The sequence below is a fragment of the Enterocloster citroniae genome (genome assembly GCF_040545455.1).
Taxonomy (GTDB): Bacteria; Bacillota; Clostridia; order Lachnospirales; family Lachnospiraceae; genus Enterocloster; species Enterocloster citroniae.
Genome location: NZ_JBEPLZ010000015.1, coordinates 14,675 through 34,641, shown reverse-complemented (window position 1 = coordinate 34,641; position 19,967 = coordinate 14,675). Strand labels below are relative to the sequence as shown.

The 19,967-nt window shown below is 51.8% G+C and carries 19 protein-coding genes; 17 read left to right on the top strand and 2 right to left on the bottom strand.

The genetic code is table 11. The features are described from left to right. The first annotated feature begins 15 nt into the window (after positions 1 to 15). The 7 genes from fabF (at position 16) to ABID13_RS18055 (ending at position 7,577) form a co-directional block, all read left to right on the top strand. A complete protein-coding gene (gene fabF, locus ABID13_RS18085; protein WP_007870500.1) occupies positions 16 to 1,254 on the top strand; it encodes a beta-ketoacyl-ACP synthase II in 1,239 nt (412 codons plus the stop codon). A gap of 16 nt (positions 1,255 to 1,270) precedes the next feature. Next, positions 1,271 to 1,762: an acetyl-CoA carboxylase biotin carboxyl carrier protein gene (gene accB, locus ABID13_RS18080; RefSeq protein ID WP_045091695.1), complete on the top strand. Its 492-nt coding sequence runs from the start codon at positions 1,271 to 1,273 to the stop codon at positions 1,760 to 1,762. 16 nt (positions 1,763 to 1,778) lie between these two features. Then, complete coding sequence (gene fabZ / locus ABID13_RS18075; RefSeq protein WP_007870495.1) at positions 1,779 to 2,207, top strand: 3-hydroxyacyl-ACP dehydratase FabZ; 429 nt, start codon at positions 1,779 to 1,781, stop codon at positions 2,205 to 2,207. Positions 2,208 to 2,242: 35 nt separating this feature from the next. Further along, positions 2,243 to 3,595, top strand: a complete 1,353-nt coding sequence (locus tag ABID13_RS18070; protein WP_007870493.1) for an acetyl-CoA carboxylase biotin carboxylase subunit — start codon at positions 2,243 to 2,245, stop codon at positions 3,593 to 3,595. A gap of 44 nt (positions 3,596 to 3,639) precedes the next feature. Then, positions 3,640 to 5,358: an acetyl-CoA carboxylase carboxyl transferase subunit gene (locus ABID13_RS18065; protein ID WP_007870491.1), complete on the top strand. Its 1,719-nt coding sequence runs from the start codon at positions 3,640 to 3,642 to the stop codon at positions 5,356 to 5,358. After that, positions 5,358 to 6,512, top strand: coding sequence for an NAD(P)H-dependent flavin oxidoreductase (locus ABID13_RS18060; protein ID WP_007870488.1), 1,155 nt, complete (start codon positions 5,358 to 5,360; stop codon positions 6,510 to 6,512). The genes ABID13_RS18065 and ABID13_RS18060 overlap by 1 nt, the downstream gene beginning before the upstream one ends. A gap of 213 nt (positions 6,513 to 6,725) precedes the next feature. Continuing rightward, positions 6,726 to 7,577 carry a MerR family transcriptional regulator gene (locus ABID13_RS18055; RefSeq protein ID WP_007870486.1) on the top strand — a complete coding sequence of 284 codons (852 nt, stop codon included), beginning with the start codon at positions 6,726 to 6,728 and terminating at the stop codon, positions 7,575 to 7,577. Positions 7,578 to 7,688: 111 nt separating this feature from the next. Here ABID13_RS18055 and ABID13_RS18050 read toward each other — a convergent pair whose 3' ends face one another. Then, on the bottom strand, positions 7,689 to 8,369 hold the full coding sequence (locus tag ABID13_RS18050; RefSeq protein WP_007870483.1) for a YitT family protein: 681 nt from the start codon (positions 8,367 to 8,369) through the stop codon (positions 7,689 to 7,691). Positions 8,370 to 8,561: 192 nt separating this feature from the next. Continuing rightward, on the bottom strand, positions 8,562 to 9,989 hold the full coding sequence (locus ABID13_RS18045; RefSeq protein WP_040417605.1) for a PspC-like choline-binding domain-containing protein: 1,428 nt from the start codon (positions 9,987 to 9,989) through the stop codon (positions 8,562 to 8,564). A 320-nt stretch (positions 9,990 to 10,309) separates the two neighbouring features. On the opposite strand from ABID13_RS18045, the gene ABID13_RS18040 reads away from it, so the two are divergent. The 10 genes from ABID13_RS18040 (at position 10,310) to ABID13_RS17995 (ending at position 19,715) form a co-directional block, all read left to right on the top strand. Continuing rightward, positions 10,310 to 10,906, top strand: a complete 597-nt coding sequence (locus tag ABID13_RS18040; RefSeq protein ID WP_007870477.1) for a hypothetical protein — start codon at positions 10,310 to 10,312, stop codon at positions 10,904 to 10,906. A gap of 125 nt (positions 10,907 to 11,031) precedes the next feature. Beyond that, a complete protein-coding gene (locus ABID13_RS18035; RefSeq protein ID WP_048931052.1) occupies positions 11,032 to 12,252 on the top strand; it encodes a molybdopterin molybdotransferase MoeA in 1,221 nt (406 codons plus the stop codon). 13 nt (positions 12,253 to 12,265) lie between these two features. Beyond that, positions 12,266 to 13,210 (top strand): glycoside hydrolase family 25 protein, encoded by a 945-nt coding sequence (locus tag ABID13_RS18030; protein ID WP_048931051.1) that lies wholly within the window; start codon positions 12,266 to 12,268, stop codon positions 13,208 to 13,210. A gap of 176 nt (positions 13,211 to 13,386) precedes the next feature. Next, entirely contained in the window at positions 13,387 to 14,319 is a 933-nt protein-coding gene (cysK, locus tag ABID13_RS18025; protein WP_048931050.1) for a cysteine synthase A, read from the top strand. A gap of 7 nt (positions 14,320 to 14,326) precedes the next feature. Further along, positions 14,327 to 14,992 carry a 4'-phosphopantetheinyl transferase family protein gene (locus ABID13_RS18020; protein WP_048931049.1) on the top strand — a complete coding sequence of 222 codons (666 nt, stop codon included), beginning with the start codon at positions 14,327 to 14,329 and terminating at the stop codon, positions 14,990 to 14,992. Positions 14,993 to 15,073: 81 nt separating this feature from the next. Then, the gene (locus ABID13_RS18015; protein ID WP_007870466.1) at positions 15,074 to 15,604 is read left to right on the top strand and encodes a spore maturation protein; all 531 of its coding nucleotides are present in this window, start codon (positions 15,074 to 15,076) and stop codon (positions 15,602 to 15,604) included. A gap of 143 nt (positions 15,605 to 15,747) precedes the next feature. Next, positions 15,748 to 17,181: a MurL-like N-terminal domain-containing gene (locus ABID13_RS18010; protein WP_048931048.1), complete on the top strand. Its 1,434-nt coding sequence runs from the start codon at positions 15,748 to 15,750 to the stop codon at positions 17,179 to 17,181. An 11-nt stretch (positions 17,182 to 17,192) separates the two neighbouring features. Then, complete coding sequence (murD, locus tag ABID13_RS18005; protein ID WP_007870462.1) at positions 17,193 to 18,542, top strand: UDP-N-acetylmuramoyl-L-alanine--D-glutamate ligase; 1,350 nt, start codon at positions 17,193 to 17,195, stop codon at positions 18,540 to 18,542. 127 nt (positions 18,543 to 18,669) lie between these two features. Continuing rightward, positions 18,670 to 19,128 carry a MarR family winged helix-turn-helix transcriptional regulator gene (locus ABID13_RS18000; RefSeq protein ID WP_045091717.1) on the top strand — a complete coding sequence of 153 codons (459 nt, stop codon included), beginning with the start codon at positions 18,670 to 18,672 and terminating at the stop codon, positions 19,126 to 19,128. A gap of 17 nt (positions 19,129 to 19,145) precedes the next feature. Then, the gene (locus ABID13_RS17995; protein WP_007870458.1) at positions 19,146 to 19,715 is read left to right on the top strand and encodes a GerMN domain-containing protein; all 570 of its coding nucleotides are present in this window, start codon (positions 19,146 to 19,148) and stop codon (positions 19,713 to 19,715) included. Positions 19,716 to 19,967: the final 252 nt, after the last annotated feature.

Sequence of the window (19,967 nt, the reverse complement as noted above, 5' to 3'; positions counted from 1 at the left end):
CAGGAGTGTGAGCGTATGAAAACAAGAGTAGTAGTTACCGGTATGGGCGCCATTACCCCCATTGGCAATGACGTGGAAAGTTTTTGGCAGGGACTGAAGGATAAGACCGTGGGAATTGCCCCTATCACATATTTTGACACAACCGATTATAAATGTAAGCTGGCGGCTGAAGTAAAGGGATTTAATGCCAAGGATTACATGGACGCCAAGGCCGCGCGCCGTATGGAGGCATTTTCCCAGTTTGCGGTGGCCGCTTCCAAGGAAGCCCTGGAGCATTCCGGAATTGATATGGAAAAGGAAGATCCATACCGCGTGGGCGTGTGTGTGGGTTCCGGGATCGGATCCCTCCAGGCCATGGAAAAGGATGTACAGAAGCTGCTGGAAAAGGGACCCAGCCGTGTGAACCCTCTTCTGGTGCCTCTTATGATCAGCAATATGGCGGCCGGCAATGTTGCCATCCAGTTTGGATTAAAGGGAAAGTGCTTTAACGTGGTCACAGCCTGTGCCACAGGCACCCATTCCATCGGCGAGGCATTCCGCTCCATCCAGTACGGCGAGGCCGATGTGATGGTGGCAGGCGGCGCCGAGGCCAGCATTACCCCCATTGGTATTGCCGGATTCACCTCTCTGACCGCTCTCAATACAACGGATGATCCAAAGCGCGCGTCCATCCCGTTTGACGAGGACCGCAACGGTTTTGTTATGGGCGAGGGCGCAGGTGTTGTGGTTCTGGAATCCTTAGACCACGCAAAGGCCCGGGGGGCCAATATCCTGGCCGAGGTAGTGGGTTACGGTGCAACCTGTGACGCATACCACATCACCTCCCCGGCAGAGGACGGAAGCGGTGCGGCCCGCGCCATGGAGAATGCCATTAAGGACGCAGGAATTCAGCCTGAAGATATTGACTATGTCAACGCCCATGGAACCAGCACTCATCACAATGACCTGTTTGAGACAAAGGCTATCAAGCTGGCACTGGGAGACCATGCCGGAAAAGTAAAGATAAACTCCACAAAATCCATGGTGGGCCATCTTCTGGGCGCAGCAGGCGGCGTGGAATTCATTACCTGCGTCAAGTCCATCGAGGACGGATACGTACATGCAACCGTTGGCCTGGAAAAACCGGGAGAAGGGTGCGACCTGGATTATACGGCGGGAGACGGCGTTGCCATGGATGTGGATGTTGCCATCAGCAATTCCCTGGGCTTTGGCGGACACAATGCCAGCCTGATCGTCAGGAAATTCAGCGAATAATAGGAGGAGAAATGCTATGAATATAGATGAAATCATTCAGCTGATCCAGGCGGTGTCTGAGAATAAGCTGACCAGCTTTGAGCTGGAAGAAGGCAATATGAAGCTTTCCCTGAAATGTAAAAAGGAGCAGCCGCAGATCCTTACGGTTTCTGCTCCCTCCATGGATCAGGCGTCAGTCCAGATGATCAACACGGCAATGGCAGCAGGAACCGGCGTTTGCCCGGTGCCGGCTCAGGAAGCGCCCGCCCTGGCGGCTGGGGTGGACATCGGCTCTGATAAGGTGATCACTTCTCCTCTTGTGGGAACCTTTTATGCCTCCTCCTCACCGGATGCGGACGCGTTTGTAAAAGTGGGCGATACGGTGAAGAAAGGCCAGGTTCTTGGTATTATAGAGGCCATGAAGCTGATGAACGAAATTGAAAGCGAGTATGACGGTGTGGTGGAAGCCATCCTTGCAAACAACGAGGAAGTGGTGGAGTACGGCCAGCCGCTGTTCAGGATTAAATGATCAGGAGGAAACAGTTATGTTAATGGGAGTAAAAGAAATCCAGGAGATCATACCTCACAGACATCCGTTTCTTTTGATCGACTGTATTGAGGAACTGGAACCGGGCGTACGCGCGGTTGGATATAAATGTGTGACCTATGACGAGTCATTTTTTAAGGGCCATTTTCCCCAGGAACCGGTCATGCCGGGGGTGCTGCTGGTGGAGGCCCTGGCTCAGACCGGCGCGGTGGCGATCCTGTCCCAGGAAGGATTTAAGGGAAAGGTGGCTTACTTTGGCGGCATTGACAAGGCCAAGTTTAAGCGCAAGGTGGTGCCTGGGGACAAGGTGAAGCTGGAGTGCGAGATCATTAAGCAGAAGGGTCCTGTAGGCATAGGAAAAGCCACTGCGACTGTGGACGGCAAGCTGGCTGTAAGCGCAGAACTTACCTTTATGGTTGGACAGTAAAGATTAAAAAGTTTGGGAATCGAGGGAGAATACCGATGTTTAATAAGATTTTGATCGCCAATAGAGGTGAGATCGCAGTGCGCATCATCCGGGCCTGCCGTGAGATGGGGATCCGGACCGTGGCGGTATATTCTGAGGCGGACAGGGACTGTCTCCATACATTGCTGGCAGATGAGGCCATCTGTATCGGACCGGCTGTCTCAGGCCAGAGCTATCTGAACATGGAGAGGATCCTGGCAGCAACCGTGGCCATGAAAGCGGATGCCATTCATCCGGGGTTTGGCTTTCTTTCGGAGAATGCCAGGTTTGCCAAGCTGTGCGCTGAGTGCAACATCACCTTTATCGGACCCTCGGCTGAAATCATAAGCAAGATGGGAAACAAGTCGGAAGCCCGTAAAACCATGATGGAGGCGGGGGTTCCGGTGGTGCCTGGCAGCAAAGAGCCGGTACACGCAGCAGAGGACGGCCTTGCCATGGCAAAGGACATCGGCTTCCCGGTTATGATCAAGGCATCCTCGGGCGGGGGTGGAAAAGGCATGCGTATTTCCCGCAGCGCAGAGGATTTCACAGAGCTTTTTAACGCGGCCCAGATGGAGTCTGTTAAGGGGTTTTCCGATGACACCATGTATATTGAGAAATACATTGAAAAGCCAAGGCATGTGGAGTTCCAGATCATGGCGGATAAACACGGCAATGTGGTCCATCTGGGAGAGCGTGACTGCTCCATCCAAAGGCGCCATCAGAAGGTGCTGGAGGAAGCTCCCTGCGATGTCATCTCAGCAGATCTGAGAGGCCGGATGGGGGAGACCGCTGTCCGCGCCGCCAAGGCGGTTGGATATGAAAATGCCGGCACCATTGAATTTCTCCTGGATAAGGACAGGAATTTTTATTTTATGGAAATGAATACCAGGATCCAGGTGGAGCATCCTGTGACTGAGATGGTCACAGGCATGGACCTGATCAAGGAGCAGATCCGTGTGGCGGCAGGTGAGCTCTTAAGTGTGAGCCAGAAGGATGTGACCATCACAGGCCATGCCATTGAGTGCCGTATCAATGCTGAGAATCCGTCTAAGAATTTTATGCCCTGTCCCGGCCTGATCACCAATGTCCATATACCGGGCGGTAACGGTGTCAGGGTGGATACCCATATCTACAGTGACTACAAGGTTCCGGCCAATTACGATTCCATGCTGATGAAGCTGATCGTATATGATAAAGACCGGGAGTCCGCCATTGCCAAGATGCGCAGCGCCCTGGGCGAGGTGGTCATTGAAGGCATAGAGACAAATATTAATTTCCAGTATGAGATTCTGGAAAATGAAGCATTCCAGGAAGGGGATACGGATACAAGCTTTATTGAAAAGCACTTCCCGGACTATGTGAAATAATGAAGGAACTCTAAGATCTGAGCGCAATCAGAAAGGAAATGCCTATGTTGCGGAATATGTTTAAAAAGACATATACAAAGATAGATACGAAATACAAGCAGACAGGCGGTCCCGGCGAGGAGCCGGTGATCCCTGAGGGTTTGTGGCGCAAGTGCAATAAATGCGGTCAGCCGATTTACGTGGAGGATGTAAAGAATAATTATTACGTATGTCCCAAGTGCAGCGGCTATTTCCGTGTCCATGCATACCGCAGGATTGAGATGCTTGTGGACGAAGGGACGTTTGAGGAGTGGAACAAGGAGATGCCCTTTTCCAATCCCCTGGAGTTCCCGGGGTACGAGAAGAAGGTTCTGGCAGCCAGGGAAAAGAGCAGGCTGAATGAAGCCATTGTTACCGGAAAAGGCCTGATCGATGGAAATCCGGCTGTGATCGGTGTGTGTGACGCACGCTTTATCATGAGCAGCATGGGCCATGTGGTGGGTGAGAAAATAACCGATGCGGTGGAGCGCGCAACCAAAGAGAAGCTGCCTGTTATCATCTTTGCATGTTCAGGCGGAGCCAGGATGCAGGAAGGGATTGTGTCCCTGATGCAGATGGCCAAGACTTCGGCTGCCTTAAAGCGGCATCACGATGCGGGACAGCTCTTTATCAGCGTGCTTACGGATCCCACCACGGGCGGGGTGACTGCCAGCTTTGCCATGCTGGGCGACATCATCCTGGCAGAGCCTCATGCTCTGATTGGATTTGCCGGGCCAAGGGTAATTGAGCAGACCATTGGACAGAAGCTTCCCGAAGGGTTCCAGCGCTCTGAGTTTTTGTTAGACCATGGATTTGTTGATAAGATCGTGGAGCGGGAGGACCAGAAGAGGGTGATCGGACAGATCCTCTACATGCACCGCAGCCACAAGATGAATATCCAGATTCCTGTGGACCGGAACCATGTTGGCGTGGATAAGTCCATGGAAAACAGTGGCGACAGTGGAAAAACAGCCTGGGATACAGTTCTGCTTTCAAGAAAGTCGGACCGTCCAGTGGCAGCGGATTATATCAATGCCATATTTGACGAGTTTATAGAATTCCACGGTGACCGCTATTTTGGCGATGACGGTGCGGTCATGGGCGGGATCGCCATGTTCCACGGTATGCCTGTAACGGTGATCGGTCAGCAGAAGGGCAAGAACACCAAGGAGAATCTGAAGCGGAATTTCGGCATGCCGTCTCCGGACGGGTACCGGAAAGCGCTGCGTCTGATGAAACAGGCGGAGACCTTCGGACGCCCCATTATCTGTTTTGTGGATACGCCAGGAGCATTTTGCGGACTGGAAGCAGAGGAGCGGGGACAGGGCGAGGCCATTGCCCGGAACCTGTTTGAGATGTCGGATCTGAAGGTGCCGGTCCTCTCTGTTGTCATTGGAGAGGGGGGAAGTGGCGGAGCGCTTGCAATGGCCGTGGCCGATGAGGTGTGGATGCTGGAAAATGCCATTTATTCCATCCTTTCACCGGAAGGTTTTGCCTCCATCCTTTATAAGGACAGCAAGAAGGCGCCGGATGCAGCCAAGGTCATGAAGGTGACTGCCCAGGATCTTAAGAAACTGGGGCTGATTGAGAGGATCGTACCAGAGGAAGAGCCTGTCTGTGCAGATAATCTTTACCGTGTTGCCGAGTTTATGGACAGCGCCATGGCAGAGTTCTTTGAAAGTTACCTTGCCATGTCGGGGGAAGAGTTAGCAGAACACAGGTATCAGAGATTTAGGAGAATGTAATGAGTGAATTAAAGCCGTTGGTAATCGGGGATTTAGTAGCCCCAAAGCCTGTTATTCAGGGGGGAATGGGAGTAGGGATCAGTCTGCACAACCTGGCAGGAGCAGTTGCAAAAGCCGGGGGTGTGGGGATCATTTCCTCAGCCCAGATTGGATTTAGGGAACCTGATTTTACTACTAATTTTGTGGAAGCCAATGTAAGGGCAATCCGCCGGGAGATGAAGCTGGCAAGGGAGATCGCGCCCCAGGGTGTCATTGGCTTTAATATCATGGTTGCAACCAAACATTATGATATGTGGGTCAAGGAGGCTGTGAAGGCAGGGGCTGATATCATTATCTCCGGAGCGGGACTTCCGGTATCCCTTCCGGAACACGTGGAGTCGGCTTATGCTGAGATGGAACAAAGCGGCCGGCCTATGCCGGAGCGCCGCATCAAACTGGCCCCCATTGTCTCGTCCGCCAAGTCGGCCATGGTCATCTGTAAGATGTGGGACAGGAAATGCCATGTGGCTCCGGACCTGGTGGTGGTGGAAGGACCTCTGGCAGGCGGTCATCTGGGCTTTTCCCTGGACCAGCTTACCGGATATGGGGCGGACACCGCCGATGTACCAGCCACCTATGACAGGGATGCCTATGATGAGGAAGTAAAGGCAGTGATCAAGGTGGTAAGGGAGTATGAGGCCAAATACAACCGCCATATTCCTGTGGTGACGGCAGGGGGTATCTATACCCATGAGGATGTGATGCACCAGTTTGAGCTGGGCGCCGAAGGAGTCCAGGTGGGCACCAGGTTTGTGACCACTGAGGAATGTGATGCCTCAGATGCCTACAAACAGGCGTATATCCAGGCAAAGAAGGAAGATATTGTCATTACCAAGAGCCCGGTGGGAATGCCGGGAAGGGCGATTATGAACCCCTTCCTGAGACGGATCAAGGACGGAGACCGCCCGGCCATCAAATCCTGCTTCCAGTGTCTGGAGCACTGTGATATCAGGACCATTCCATACTGTATCACCATGGCCCTTGTAAATGCAGCTGAGGGGGACACGGAACATGCCCTGCTGTTCTGCGGCAGCAATGCCTACAGGGCGGAAACCATTGATACGGTGGAAAACGTGATGAGAGACCTGGTGGAGGGCCAGGCAGGGGAACCATAGGGTTGTCCACGCAGTATCCCCAAGCTATTCACAAAGTTATCCCCAAGTTATCCACATTATCCACAATTCACTTGAATAATACCCGCTGAACAGCGGAAATGAATCTGTCATTTTTATTACGGTTCTCTTGCACTTTCCTTCAACCCATTGACCATTGGACTGGAATATTTTAATCTAGTAGGGGGAATATGAAAGACGCAAAGGGTGGTAATAATGGAAGTAAAAATGATAGAAGGCGCGCAAGTCAAAAAGAAGACGGAATATCTGATCGGAGACGTGGCTCAGATGGTGGGCCTTAGCAGAGATGCCCTGCGCTTCTATGAAAAGAAGGGTGTTATCAATGCCAGAAAAAAGGATAACGGATACAGATATTACTCGGAAGAGGACATATATAAGCTGATGTATATCCTGTACCAGAGAAAGATGAATACCAGCCTGGAAGAGATCGAGGGGCTTATGAGCGGCAGGCGCTCCATGGAATCCAGAAGAAGCCATTTGCGGGAGCGGATGGCCGAGGAGGAGCGCAATGTTCGGATGCACCAGCAGATCATCACCAGGCTGAAATTGGTGGAAAAGGACATGACACGTATCGAGGAATGCCTAAACCGGTATTCCCTGAGGAAGTTTCCGTCCGCCTATATTATGGGAAACTGTGAAAACCTTCAGGAGGGGCTTAAGGAATGGTTCCGTCTCTCCTCCACCGTTGCAGGTCTGGACATGACATATTTTTATAATATGCTTACCTATACGGGCAGAGGGCTGGCCGTACAGGGAACCCGGCTTCTTCTCTACAAAGGGCTGGAGCCGGACCTGGGTGAAGGGTTTAACGCCGGGAGATATCCCATGACAGAGGAAAAACTGTGCTTGTACACGGTGCTGGAGTCTGGCACGCCCCTTCCCAGCTTTGAGATGATACAGCGCATGGTGCAGTGGGGTCATAAGCACGGGATTGAGACAGAAGGCCTGGTGTATGCCAATGACATGACCTCGTTTTTTGCCGAAGAAGGGGCGGTCTATTGCCTGGAGGTGTATATGCCGGCAAGAAGGATCCTGTCCCAGATATAGATGATTATGTGATGACCTGAAGAGACTGACCCAGCGTATAAAAACCGCCGCCCCAGCCAGGGACCGGATATGATCCGGATCCGCTGACTGGGGCGGCGGTTTTATTTATGATCAAACTGCTGTACCGTATTCTTTCTTGTCTTTTCCATCATCCTTTTCCACTCCGAAGTTTTGGATAAAGTCGATTAAAAAGGAGGACACAGTTACGGTGATCAGGGAATACACAATGCGCTTTGCCGGAATATAGGATAAGGAAAAAACCAGTACCGTTACATCCGTAAGCAGATAAGCCCTTGATATGCGGCAGCCGGTGATCTTGGAGATAACCAGGGCCAAGGCATCATCACCTGCACAGGAGGCGCCCTGACGGACCACAAGGCCGCAGCCTGTTCCGATAAAACATCCTCCCACCAGGGCCGCGGTCAGCGGATATTCAGCCAGGCTTGGAAGGACAGGGGGAAATAGTTCCCACAGCCGGAAGAATCCGGCCATACAAATGGTTGCGAAAATGGATGTCTTAAGGAATTCCTTTCCCAGGTACTTAAATCCCAGGGCGTAGCTTAAGGTATCCAATAGGGGGGACAGTATGGAAGATGACATGCCCAGCCAGAAATTGAACAACAGGATCAATCCCAGGATACCTCCCTCCGTAATATCTGCCTGTCGGTGAACATTGTAGATTCCGAAGGTGGTAATGGCTGTTCCGAGAACAATGGCTAACACAGTCCTTGGGGGAAATGTTACCCGGATATCGCGGACAGTACGGCAAGCCAGCTTCTTCAGCTGCTTCATAATAAAACTTCCTTTCTTAAAAATAATGTAACTGTTCAGAACGGTTATAAAATAATATCAGTTACTGTAGTACTACGACAGGCGGTTTCGGAAGCCATATGGCCTCCGAAGCCGCCCTGTTTCATATTATACCTTATGTACCCCGGGGTAAGTCAAGGGAATTCCTTATCTTTATATACTCTTAATACTTTTTTAATCCAGTTTTTCGTCTCCGGAGTCCACGATCCTTCCCTTGCTGTCGGTTTTGTAGTACACGTCATCGGAGTCCTTGATGTTCTTTTTGTTCTTCATCAGCTTGCCTGCGGTGCTCACCAGGTAAGTCTCATCCTTATAGGTCACGGGCTGGTATTTGCTGCCTTCCTCGGCCTCGATCCTTCTGCCCTTAATAAAGATGGAGTCGCCGTCAACGCCGTCAACGCCTGCGCCCTTCTTGCTGCCTGCCTTTGAAAAGCTGTAGTAATATTTGTCCCCGTCAATCTCAATGGTGGCAGTGCCGGTCTTTACAGCGCCCTCCTTGGGTGAGTCACCAAAGTAGTATACGTATACGCCTTCCTCATCCTCGTCCGGAAGCTGGTCCACGCTTTCTATTTCCTCCGCTGACCGGATGGTTTTTCCGTTTTCCTCAAACTCGATCCTGTAAAGCCCGTGGAGCATTTTTCCGTACTGGTCAAAGCCATAGGACTGGCCGTTGATCTTTTTGATCTGGGCAGTCACCAGGTCGCCGCTGGAATCCGCGTAATACCACTGCATCTCGCCTTCCTCATAGCCCTCGGGGTCAACATCCTCATCAGGGATTGCCTTGAACCATCCGGTGGACATCCAGCACTGTTCCTCTGTGTTGTAGAACTTGCTTACGGCAGAGGAGCCGGAAGCGGTTCCGGGATCATTGTACCATTCAAAGTGGGCCGCGCCGTTCTCATCAAAACGATATTTGCGCCCGTTGATCTTTTTGGAATCCGTGTCCCTTGTCTTCTTTCCGTTGGTTGCAAAGTAGAACCAGTATCCATCGCCTTCACGCTCTGTATCCTCATCGTTTTCAGCCGTGATGTACTTCCATCCCGTGGCCATACGGCCATCGCCGTTGTCAGAACAGTAGTACAGGCCGCTTTTCCATGCGTCCTCATCCGTGAGCATTTCTCCGTTCTCATCGATCCATCCAAAGAGCATTCGGCCCTGGTCGTCAAAGGCGTACCTGCCCTGTCCCGAGGCATTGGGCAGGGTGACAAATTTTACACTGTCGCTGCTGCCTGATTTCTTCACCGCTTTGCCGTTGGACTGGAAATAATACCAGTAGGAGTCAGGTTCATCCCCGCCCCCATCCTCATTTTCAATGGAGCGCCACTGGCTGGAGACCATGGCCCCGGCCGAATTCACATAGTAATAATTGTCGTCCTTTTCCACCAGCTGGCTTTTGGCCATAACGCCATCGGAATCCAGATAGAACCAGTTGTTGCCTGATTTTGCAAATACATCCGTTGCCTTGCTTCCATCTGAGCGATAGTAGACCCACTCTCCGTTTTCCTCAGCCCATCCGGTGGCTGCAAAGGATACAAGAGCGCTTCCCAGTGTAAGTCCTAAAGCTGCGCAGGGTATAATAAACCATTTTGTACATTTTCTCATCATCATTTCTCCTTTCGGTCATTCAGGGGGTGGTGCGCAGGGCCTGGCCGTTGGCCGTAAAACCCTGCTGCACCTGCGTCATATCTGACATGGGCTAGAATATACTATGGAGCCGCTCCAAGGTCAATAGATGTCAGGTAACCGTAATGAACCGTAATATTTGCTGTAAGATCACGTAAACTTTCTTACAAAAAATACAGATTTTGGATATTTAGGATAATGACCGCAGAATAAGGGCTGGGATCTGGAATTTAGGAAGAATATGGATAGAAAGATGGAAATAGAATGTAATAAAATGTGTCAGGCAGGTATTTTATAAAATGCTTAATTATCTTTGGGCAGGTATGATGATCATCGGTATCCTCTGGGGGGCGTTCCACGGCCAGCTTCCGGCAGTGACCGAAGGCGCCCTGCAGTCCTCAAAGGAGGCGGTGACCCTTTGCATCACTATGCTGGGGGTCATGTCCCTTTGGACCGGAGTTCTGGAGATCGGACACCGCTCCGGCCTTGTTGACCAGCTGGCCGGGAGGATGTCCCCGTTACTCACCTTCCTGTTTCCCCGCCTTTCCCCCCAGGGTGAGGCCAGGAAACAGATCGCGGTCAACATGATCGCCAACATACTGGGATTAGGATGGGCAGCCACTCCGGCCGGGATCAAGGCCATGGAGGAACTGAAAAAGGTGGAGGAAGATCGGGGAGAGTACGGGGGCGGGACTGCCAGCAACGAGATGTGCACATTCCTGATCATAAACATTTCATCCCTGCAGCTGATCCCTATGAATATGATCGCCTACAGAAGCCAGTACGGCAGCGTGAATCCCACCGCCATTGTGGGGCCGGCGCTTGTGGCCACGTTTTTATCCACAGTAGTGGCAGTGATATTCTGCAAGGTGATGGACAGAAAGCGCAGTCCGTGACAACTGAATGTATCATCCTATTCCTCCCGTGCCCCCTCCCTTCCCGGAGGGCTGCCTTGCAAAGCCGGAACAAGGTGTGCTATAATGTGGGCACATATAAAAGCAGCCCGAAAAGGAGATAGGCGATGAAACAGTATGTCAGAGGGGAAACACCTGTGGAAGAGGCAATATCCCTTATTGTGCAGTCCCTGCCATATCCGAAGGGGACGGAGACGGTTTCGCTGCTTCAGGGACTGGGACGTGTTCTGGCAGTCCCGGTGAAAGCCCGGATCCCCCAGCCGCCCTTTACCAGAAGCCCTCTTGACGGCTATGCCCTGAGGGCTTCCGACATACGGGGAGCGTCCGGAGAGCGTCCGGTAAAGCTTCCCGTGAGCCAGTACCTGCCGGCGGGAAGCGGCCGGGTGCGGCCCCTGCCAGCCGGTATGGCAGACCGGATCATGACAGGCGCCCCGGTGCCGGAAGGAGCGGACTGTGTCGTCCGCCAGGAGGATACGGACCAGGGCGATGAGGAGGTGTGTTTTTATGCATGTGTGGACCGGGGAAGCAACCTCTGTTATGAAGGGGAGGATATTTCCGCTGGGGATTGCCTCATCGAGGCCGGGACAAGGATAGCCTTTGCCCACATCGGGGTCATGTCAGGACAGGGAATGGAATGGGTAGAGGTATATGAAAAGCCCAGGGTGGCGGTGATGTCCACGGGGGACGAGCTGTCTGCGCCGGGAATTCCCCTGGGGCCGGGGAAGATCTATGATTCCAACAGCATGATGCTGGCCGCCCGTCTGATGGAACTGGGGATCCGGGCCGACATATATCCTGCGGCGGCGGATGATCCCCAGGTCCTGGCAGACCGGGTGGACCAGCTGCTCTCCCGATACTCCCTGGTCATCACAACAGGCGGGGTGTCGGTGGGGGAAAAGGATTTTATGCCCGGCGTGGCAGAGATGGTCTGTACCCGCCTGCTTTTTCAGGGGATTGATGCAAAGCCCGGCAGCCCTGTGCTGGGAGCGGTGAGAGGGGACAGCGTGCTTCTGGCATTATCGGGAAATCCCTTTGCCAGTCTGGCAACCTTTGAACTTCTGGCCCTTCCTGCTCTTGCGCGCCTTTCGGGGGATATACGGTGGAGGGCCGTAAAGGTACGGGCCAAGATGAAAGGAAACTTTAAGAAATCCTCAAATACACGAAGGTTCATACGTGCTAGAATAGAAGGCGGATACGTATCAATACCTGAAAAGGGGCATTCGTCCGGCGGGATCGGCAGCCTGTCGGGGTGCAACTGTATGATTGATGTCCCGGGGTGCAGCGGCCCTCTCTCAGAGGGGGATGTGGTTACGGTCTGGTTATTCTGAAAGAGGTGGAAAGATGAAAAGATGGAGCAGGATGACAGCTGCCAAAGCGGCAGTTGTACTGGCAGGCATACTGGCAGCGGGTCTGCCCTTAAATGTCATGGCAGCACAGGCATGGAGCCTGGAGAACGGGCAGTACGTGGATGCGTCCGGAGCGCCCGTGGCAGGCGCCCTGGCAAAAGGGATCACGGTGACAAAGTATCAGAACAGGGCCAATGGGGAAGATGGGATCGACTGGGAGAAGGTGGCTGCGGACGGAGTTTCCTTTGCAATGATCCGCGTGGGGTATTATAAGGATAAGGACCCGTATTTCGACAGGAATGTGACGGAGGCAGCGGCCAATGGGGTCAAGGCAGGGGTGTTTTTCTATACACAGGCGCTGGATGTGCAGACTGCCGAGGATGAGGCAAATTTTGTCCTCAAGGTGATAAAGGATTTTCCTATCTCCTATCCTATTGCCTATGACGTGGAATCACAGCATCTTCTGGACAATAATCTGTCAAGACAGCAGATCACGGACAATGTAAATGCGTTCTGTAAAACGATTGCGGACGCAGGTTACCACCCGGTGGTCTATGCCAACAATGAGTGGCTGACAAAAAACATGGACACCAGCCAAATCCCCTATGATATCTGGTATGCCAGGTACGGAACCGTTAACAGCTATCCCAACCGAACCATATGGCAGTGTACGGATACGGGGTCCGTGGACGGGATCAACGGAAATGTGACCATAGAGCTGGCTTTTGCCGACTACAATGCCATGATACCGGCTGACGGATGGAAGCATGTGGACGGCAGGTGGTATTATATGAAGGATTACAGAAAACAGACAGGGTGGGTGCAGGTGGACGGTCTGTGGTATTATCTGGACCCCAACGGCTGTATGATCCATGACACCACCATGGATATTGACGGTGTATCTTATACCTTTGACGGGAATGGAGCCATGGTGCAATAGGTTATAAGCCATGGTGCGTCAGGTTATTTTGCGGCGCCCTTCCAGAATAATACTTGACAAAACCAGGGTCCGGTCATATAATCCTACTAAACCTAGCGTTTAAGTATGAATATAAAAGAAAGGCCCTTATATATCTGAGCGTAATAAAAATGCTCCGAAGGGGATGGTGGGAATGTATGTCCAAGATCTACAAAGGTGTCATGGAACTGGTAGGCAATACCCCGTTGGTGGAGGTTGTAAACATTGAACAGCAGGAAAAGCTGAAGGCAACCCTGCTTGTAAAGCTGGAATATCTGAACCCGGCGGGCAGTGTCAAGGACCGGGTGGGAAAGGCCATGATCGAGGATGCGGAGCAGAGGGGAATCTTAAAGCCTGGTTCCGTGATCATTGAGCCCACGTCCGGTAATACGGGGATCGGTCTTGCATCCATTGCAGCGGCAAAGGGGTACAGGATGATACTGACTATGCCCGATACCATGAGCATTGAGCGCCGCAATATCCTGAAAGCCTACGGGGCGGAGATCGTGCTGACTCCCGGAGAACTGGGTATGACAGGAGCGATTGAGAAAGCGGAGGAGCTGGCAAAGGAGATTCCGGGCAGCTTTATCCCCGGACAGTTTGTGAATCCCGTGAATCCCAAGGCCCATATGGAGACAACCGGACCTGAGATCTGGAGAGATACCCAGGGGAAGGTGGACCTGTTTGTGGCCAGTGTGGGCACAGGCGGCACCATCACCGGAACAGGAACTTATCTGAAACGAAAGAATCCGGATCTGAAAGTGATTGCAGTGGAGCCGGCTGCTTCAGCAGTACTTTCAGGAAAGGCGGCCGGCCCTCACAAGATCCAAGGCATTGGCGCCGGATTTGTGCCTGAGGTCCTGGACACCGGCATTTATGATGAGATTATTACAGTTGACAATGATGTGCCCTTTGCAACATCCAAGATGCTGGCGCGCACAGAGGGGCTGCTCACAGGCATATCCTCAGGCGCTGTCTTATATGCTGCCATCCAGGCCGCCAAGCGGCCGGAGAATGAGGGAAAGACCATTGTGGCCCTGCTTCCGGACAGCGGTGACAGGTATTATTCCACGCCCCTGTTTGTGGAGTGACGATAAAATGGAACATATATTTATAGTTAACATCAATGGACTGAGAGACGGATCCATATACCAGACCTGGTTTGATCAGATGTCAAAGGAGCGCCGGAATAAAATCGTCAGCCATAAGATGGAGGGCGACCGGCTGCGCTCCCTGGGCGCAGGCATTGTGCTGGGGGCCATCTTAAAGCAGTACGGCCTTGATCCGGTGAAAACACAGCTGGAATATGGGGACAATGGAAAGGCATCCGTGACCGGCCGGCCGGATATCCATTTTAACCTGACCCATTCAGGGGACTTTGCGGCCGGGGTCTGCGGTGTGGGTCCGGTGGGGATCGATGTGGAGACCGTGGGAGTCATGAAGGAGAAGACGGCGCGGCGCTTTTTTCATGAAGGGGAGTACCGCTATCTGGAGAAGATAGAGGATGAGGAGTCCCGGCGGGAGGCATTTTTCCGCTTATGGGTCCTAAAGGAAAGCTTTATGAAGGTAACCGGGCTGGGGATGAGGCTGCCCTTAAATGCCTTTGAGATCCGCCTGGACGGCAGGGAGATAGAGGTGGACCAGACCGTGGATGACAGGCATTATTATTTTAAGGAGTTTGCCCTGGAAAACAGCCGGATGGCAGTGTGCAGCGCGGACCTCTCCCCGGCATCCTGGGAGCCGGCCTGGATTCCCCTTTTGTAAAAATAGCAGGTCATGAAACGGTCATGAAACCTTCCGGCAGGGAATACCATTATATTAAAGAAGCGAACCGGAGATACCTGTATGAGGTTCATTATTTTCCTGTCCGAGGCCATGGTGCCGCTGATGATATTTTATATTGTGGGGTTCGGACTGCTGTCAGGGCGTCCGGTGCTGGACGATTTCATAGACGGTGCAAAAGACGGCATGAAGACAGTGGCGGGCATACTGCCCACCCTGGTGGGGCTTATGGTTTCCGTAGGTGTGCTGAGGGCATCCGGTTTTCTGGATTTCCTTGGGAAAATGCTTATGGCCCCTGCGGCCCTGATCCATCTTCCTCCGCAGATCGTACCTGTCATACTGGTGCGCCTGGTTTCCAACTCCGCGGCAACAGGATTGGTCCTGGATATTTTTAAGGAATTCGGTACGGATTCCAGTATTGGCCTGATTGCTTCCATTCTTATGAGCAGTACGGAGACCGTCCTCTATTGCATGAGTGTGTATTTCGGTTCCGTGGGGATCAGAAAGACCAGATATACGCTGGCAGGCGGCCTCATAGCCACCGCGGCCGGGGTAGCGGTGAGCGTGGTCCTGGCAGGAGCCGTCTCCGGCTAAAAAAACATTGCAAAATCAAGGGTTATTGACTATAATAGCCATAGAAAAGAGGGAATCCGCTGTATATGCGCCCTGTATAGGCATGGTAAGAGCCAGGGGGATTATGTACAGCGGGTTTGTGTTGTTCAGGAAAGGGACCATAGATGGAACAGTATCAGAGACTGCGCGGGCAGTATCCGCGGTTTATTTACAAAGGATATGATATAGAGGAAGATAGCTGTGAGTTAAGGATCACATACAGGTTTGAGATCGAGGGGCTGTCCTCCTTTGCACCCACCTGGAGATTTCCCAAAAGGAATGGGGATACTGCTGTATGGGCGCAGGACGGGCTTATACGGGATATGGTGTTTTCACTGGGTATGGTAGAGCTTATCAGTTATTGGAAGATTGCCTGCCCGCCTCAGGTGATGGTGGAGGCAGGTGTATTAAACCAGGATCAGGTAAGTTGGTGGAAGGACCTTTATTATAACGGACTGGGCGAGTTCTTTTATGTAAATCAGATCACAGAAGCGGATCCTGACACCTTTATGGATATTGTATCCAATGTGCAGGAAGAGACATCGCTGAAGTCAGCGCAGGTTCATGGGGAATTGCCCCGGGATTTTCGGGAACAGGCCCGGTCCCACCGGAGGAAGGGGGTGCTGGTTCCCATCGGAGGCGGGAAGGATTCGGCTGTGACCCTGGAACTTCTGCGCAGTGCGGGAGAACCTCTTTATGGGTACATTATCAATCCCAGAGGAGCCACCATCCACACCACCCGGTCGGCCGGACTTGAGGAGGATCGCATCATCAGTGTCAGGCGCACCCTGGATCCCGGTATGCTGGAGCTTAACAGGCAGGGATATCTCAATGGCCATACGCCTTTCTCCGCGCTGGTGGCATTTTCCAGCATTCTGGCAGCCAGGATGTACGGCCTGGACTGGGTGGCGCTTTCCAATGAATCCAGTGCCAATGAGAGTACGGTCCAGGGGAGCACGGTAAACCACCAGTACTCCAAAAGTTTTAAGTTTGAAGAGGATTTCCACAGATATGAGATGAGGTATCTGCCGGGCAGCGCCTATTATTTCAGTATGCTGCGCCCGTTAAGCGAATTCCAGATCGCAAGGTATTTTGCAGGGCAGAAGCAGTATCATGGTATATTCAGGAGCTGCAATGCGGGAAGCAGGACGGACAGCTGGTGTGGCCGCTGCCCCAAGTGCCTGTTCGTATATCTGATCCTTTCACCCTTCCTATCCTCTCAGGAGGTAAGGGAGATATTTGGAAAAGATATGTTGGAGGATGGATCCATGAAGACCACCCTGGAGCAGCTGGTTGGCATTCAGGAGGAGAAGCCCTTTGAGTGTGTGGGCAGCCGGGCGGAGATCAATACGGCCATTGTGATGACCATTGACAGGATGGAAAGGGACGGGGAAGACCTTCCGCTGCTCCTTTCCTATTATAAAGGGACCGGCCTGTATGACCGGTATAAGGAGGAGGGAGACCAGTATTCCTCCTATTATGACGGGGAAAACCTGGTGCCTGAACCCTGGCTCAGCCTGGTAAAGGAACAATGCGTATCAGGACCTGTAACCGCGTAAGGAGAATGGACATGATAGAGAAGATAAAACCATGGATTCAGGGGAAGCGCGTACTGCTTCTGGGATTTGGAAGGGAAGGACAGTCCACGTACCACGTTCTCAGACAGGTCCGGGGCTATGAGAAGCTGGATATTGCGGATGTGTCATCCCCTGCATCCAGGCCGGATGAGGATGGATTGTGGATAACAGGACCGGATTACCAGAAATGCCTGGATAACTATGATGTGGTGTTTAAAAGCCCGGGTATTGTGCTGGAAAAGCCGGCGGAGGAATACAAGTGCAGGATCCTCTCCCAGACAGAGGTGTTTTTCCAGCTTTTCCGTGACCAGATCATAGGAATTACAGGCACCAAAGGAAAGAGTACGGTTACCACACTGCTGTATCACATATTAAAAAATGCAGGCATGGATACCATGATCCTGGGCAATATAGGCATACCTGCCCTGGACCACATGGAGGAAGTGACAAAGGATACCAGGATCGTGTTTGAACTGTCCTGCCATCAGCTGGAGTATATGACCGTGTCCCCGCATATTGGGATTCTGGTAAATATCCACGAGGAGCACCTGGACCACTACGGCACCATGGAAAAATACGTGGAGAGCAAACACCGCATTTTTAAGAACCAGACAGGATCGGATATGCTGATCTGTAATGTACAGTGCCTTCCGCAGGAAGGAACCTGTCCCTCCAGGCTGATTAGGGCCGGGGTGGATGCACCGGATGCCCAGCTATGTGTTTCTGAAGAAAAAGGCGAGACCTGGATCAGGTACGATGCCCAGTCTTACAGGATACCCGTGGACCAGATCAAGCTTCTGGGACAGCACAACTATTTTGATATCGGGGTGGTCTATGCCGTGTGCCGGATCCTGGGCATGGATGAGGAACTGTTTACCCAGGGCCTTAAAACCTATGAGCCGCTGCCCCACAGGCTTCAGTATTTGGGAGAGCGGGATGGGGTCAAATATTATGACGATTCCATTTCCACCATCTGTGATACCACGATCCAGGCGTTAAAGACCCTGAAGGATACGGATACGGTATTGATCGGAGGAATGGACCGGGGGATTGATTACCGGGAGCTGATCGAGTACCTGTCCCAGTGTCAGGTGAGGCATATTATCCTGATGGAGGCGACCGGCAAGAGGATCTACCAGGAGATATACAGATATTACCCTGATTTTGAAAACAGGTCCAGGCTGATCCTGGCTGAGCATCTGGAGGACGGAGTCAGACGGGCCAGGGAGATAACAAGGCCGGGCTGTAGCTGTGTGCTTTCGCCGGCCGCCGCCAGCTATGGGATATTCAAGAATTTTGAGGAGAGGGGAGAAACATTTGCCCGTCTTGTATTTAGATCATAATTTAATCGTATTTGAATTACAAAGGACACAGAAAAATCACAACCTGTTAAGAATTTTATAAGGATTTAGGGGGTTGTTTTAACACTTAAAATACTGTACAATCAGTAAGAAGCTTTTGAAGCAGAAAGTGAAAGGGAGAAACGTGGGAACTTACGAGACGCTGAATGAAGTTTTGGTGAGCCTGTTCCGCGATGTCAATGATATAGAGCAGAAGGCAATTATCACCTCGGAATTTGAGGATATTACCAATAACGATATGCATGTGATAGAGGCTATTGGCATTGACGCGCCTAAAAACATGTCCAGCATTGCCAGAGTATTATCTGTGACAGTGGGCACACTGACCATATCCATGAACAGTTTGGTAAAAAAGGGCTATGTGGTCAGACAGCGCAGTAGTGAAGACCGGAGGGTCGTATATATTTCCCTATCAGAAAAAGGAGTTAAGGCATACTATCATCACAAGAAGTTTCATGAACAGATGATAGATGGAGTTGTGAAAGAACTGACGGAAGAAGAACTGGAAGCCCTTGTAAAGGCGCTGACAAAGCTGAACTCCTGGTTTAGAAGCTTTGAAAAGGACTAAAGGAGGCAATTACATTTATGAAAAGATGGTTAATAGGTGCAATGGCAGTGATGATGGCAGTATCCCTGGCAGCCTGCACGCCTACTACTGAAAAACAGAAGAAACAGACCACACAGGCGGCAAAGGATACTCAGGAGATCGTTCCCCAGTCCACCGGCGGGGCAAGCGATAAGGTGCCGGATCCCAATGTGATGCCGGTAGCAGTTGTTTCCATATACCATGGAGGGGACTCTGACAGCCTGGTACAGGATATGGATTCCCTTGACACAGAGGGGCTGGATGCCCAGCTTTTGGTAGACAAGCTGATAGAATACGGCGTACTCACACAGGGTACCAAGGTTCTGAGCTTTGATATCCAGGGCAAAGAAGAGGATTCAGTGGGAACCCTGGACCTAAATCAGGCGGAGAGCGCCGAGGGCGTATCGGATGAGATGTTCCTCACCGAGATCGGCAATACCTTTACTGAGAACTTTGAACTGGGAAAGCTGAAGCTTAAGGTAAACGGCGGAAATTACCAGGGCAGCAGCATTAAGCAGGGGGACAACGACTTCCTGAGCTATCGCACGGATTATGATTCAGTTGAATAGATAAAAGTGGTGTATGAGACCGCTTCATGGCAGAGGGTGCCGTGGAGCGGTCTTATTATTTAAAAAAAAGCTTTGGTGAAATTTAAACCATCCGGTTCCTGCCATTTCCCGCAGCAGACCCCCAGATGTTGACGGAGCTTTGGCTGAGATTAAATATTATGTTAAAACATATGGGATTAAGGGGACCGCCATGGAGACGGAATGGTCCATGCCTCCAAAAGACTAAAGCATATGAGAAAGATTCTTACCCCT

Coding starts and splice junctions, on each gene's coding strand:
- ABID13_RS18045 (WP_040417605.1), bottom strand. CDS start 9,989: ATGAGAAAATGTACAAAATGGTTTATTATACCCTGCGCAGCTTTAGGA.
- ABID13_RS18020 (WP_048931049.1), top strand. CDS start 14,327: ATGGAACATATATTTATAGTTAACATCAATGGACTGAGAGACGGATCC.
- ABID13_RS18010 (WP_048931048.1), top strand. CDS start 15,748: ATGGAACAGTATCAGAGACTGCGCGGGCAGTATCCGCGGTTTATTTAC.
- ABID13_RS17995 (WP_007870458.1), top strand. CDS start 19,146: ATGAAAAGATGGTTAATAGGTGCAATGGCAGTGATGATGGCAGTATCC.
- cysK (WP_048931050.1), top strand. CDS start 13,387: ATGTCCAAGATCTACAAAGGTGTCATGGAACTGGTAGGCAATACCCCG.
- ABID13_RS18040 (WP_007870477.1), top strand. CDS start 10,310: ATGCTTAATTATCTTTGGGCAGGTATGATGATCATCGGTATCCTCTGG.
- accB (WP_045091695.1), top strand. CDS start 1,271: ATGAATATAGATGAAATCATTCAGCTGATCCAGGCGGTGTCTGAGAAT.
- ABID13_RS18060 (WP_007870488.1), top strand. CDS start 5,358: ATGAGTGAATTAAAGCCGTTGGTAATCGGGGATTTAGTAGCCCCAAAG.
- ABID13_RS18065 (WP_007870491.1), top strand. CDS start 3,640: ATGTTGCGGAATATGTTTAAAAAGACATATACAAAGATAGATACGAAA.
- ABID13_RS18030 (WP_048931051.1), top strand. CDS start 12,266: ATGAAAAGATGGAGCAGGATGACAGCTGCCAAAGCGGCAGTTGTACTG.
- ABID13_RS18055 (WP_007870486.1), top strand. CDS start 6,726: ATGGAAGTAAAAATGATAGAAGGCGCGCAAGTCAAAAAGAAGACGGAA.
- ABID13_RS18035 (WP_048931052.1), top strand. CDS start 11,032: ATGAAACAGTATGTCAGAGGGGAAACACCTGTGGAAGAGGCAATATCC.
- ABID13_RS18070 (WP_007870493.1), top strand. CDS start 2,243: ATGTTTAATAAGATTTTGATCGCCAATAGAGGTGAGATCGCAGTGCGC.
- ABID13_RS18050 (WP_007870483.1), bottom strand. CDS start 8,369: ATGAAGCAGCTGAAGAAGCTGGCTTGCCGTACTGTCCGCGATATCCGG.
- ABID13_RS18015 (WP_007870466.1), top strand. CDS start 15,074: ATGAGGTTCATTATTTTCCTGTCCGAGGCCATGGTGCCGCTGATGATA.
- murD (WP_007870462.1), top strand. CDS start 17,193: ATGATAGAGAAGATAAAACCATGGATTCAGGGGAAGCGCGTACTGCTT.
- fabF (WP_007870500.1), top strand. CDS start 16: ATGAAAACAAGAGTAGTAGTTACCGGTATGGGCGCCATTACCCCCATT.
- fabZ (WP_007870495.1), top strand. CDS start 1,779: ATGTTAATGGGAGTAAAAGAAATCCAGGAGATCATACCTCACAGACAT.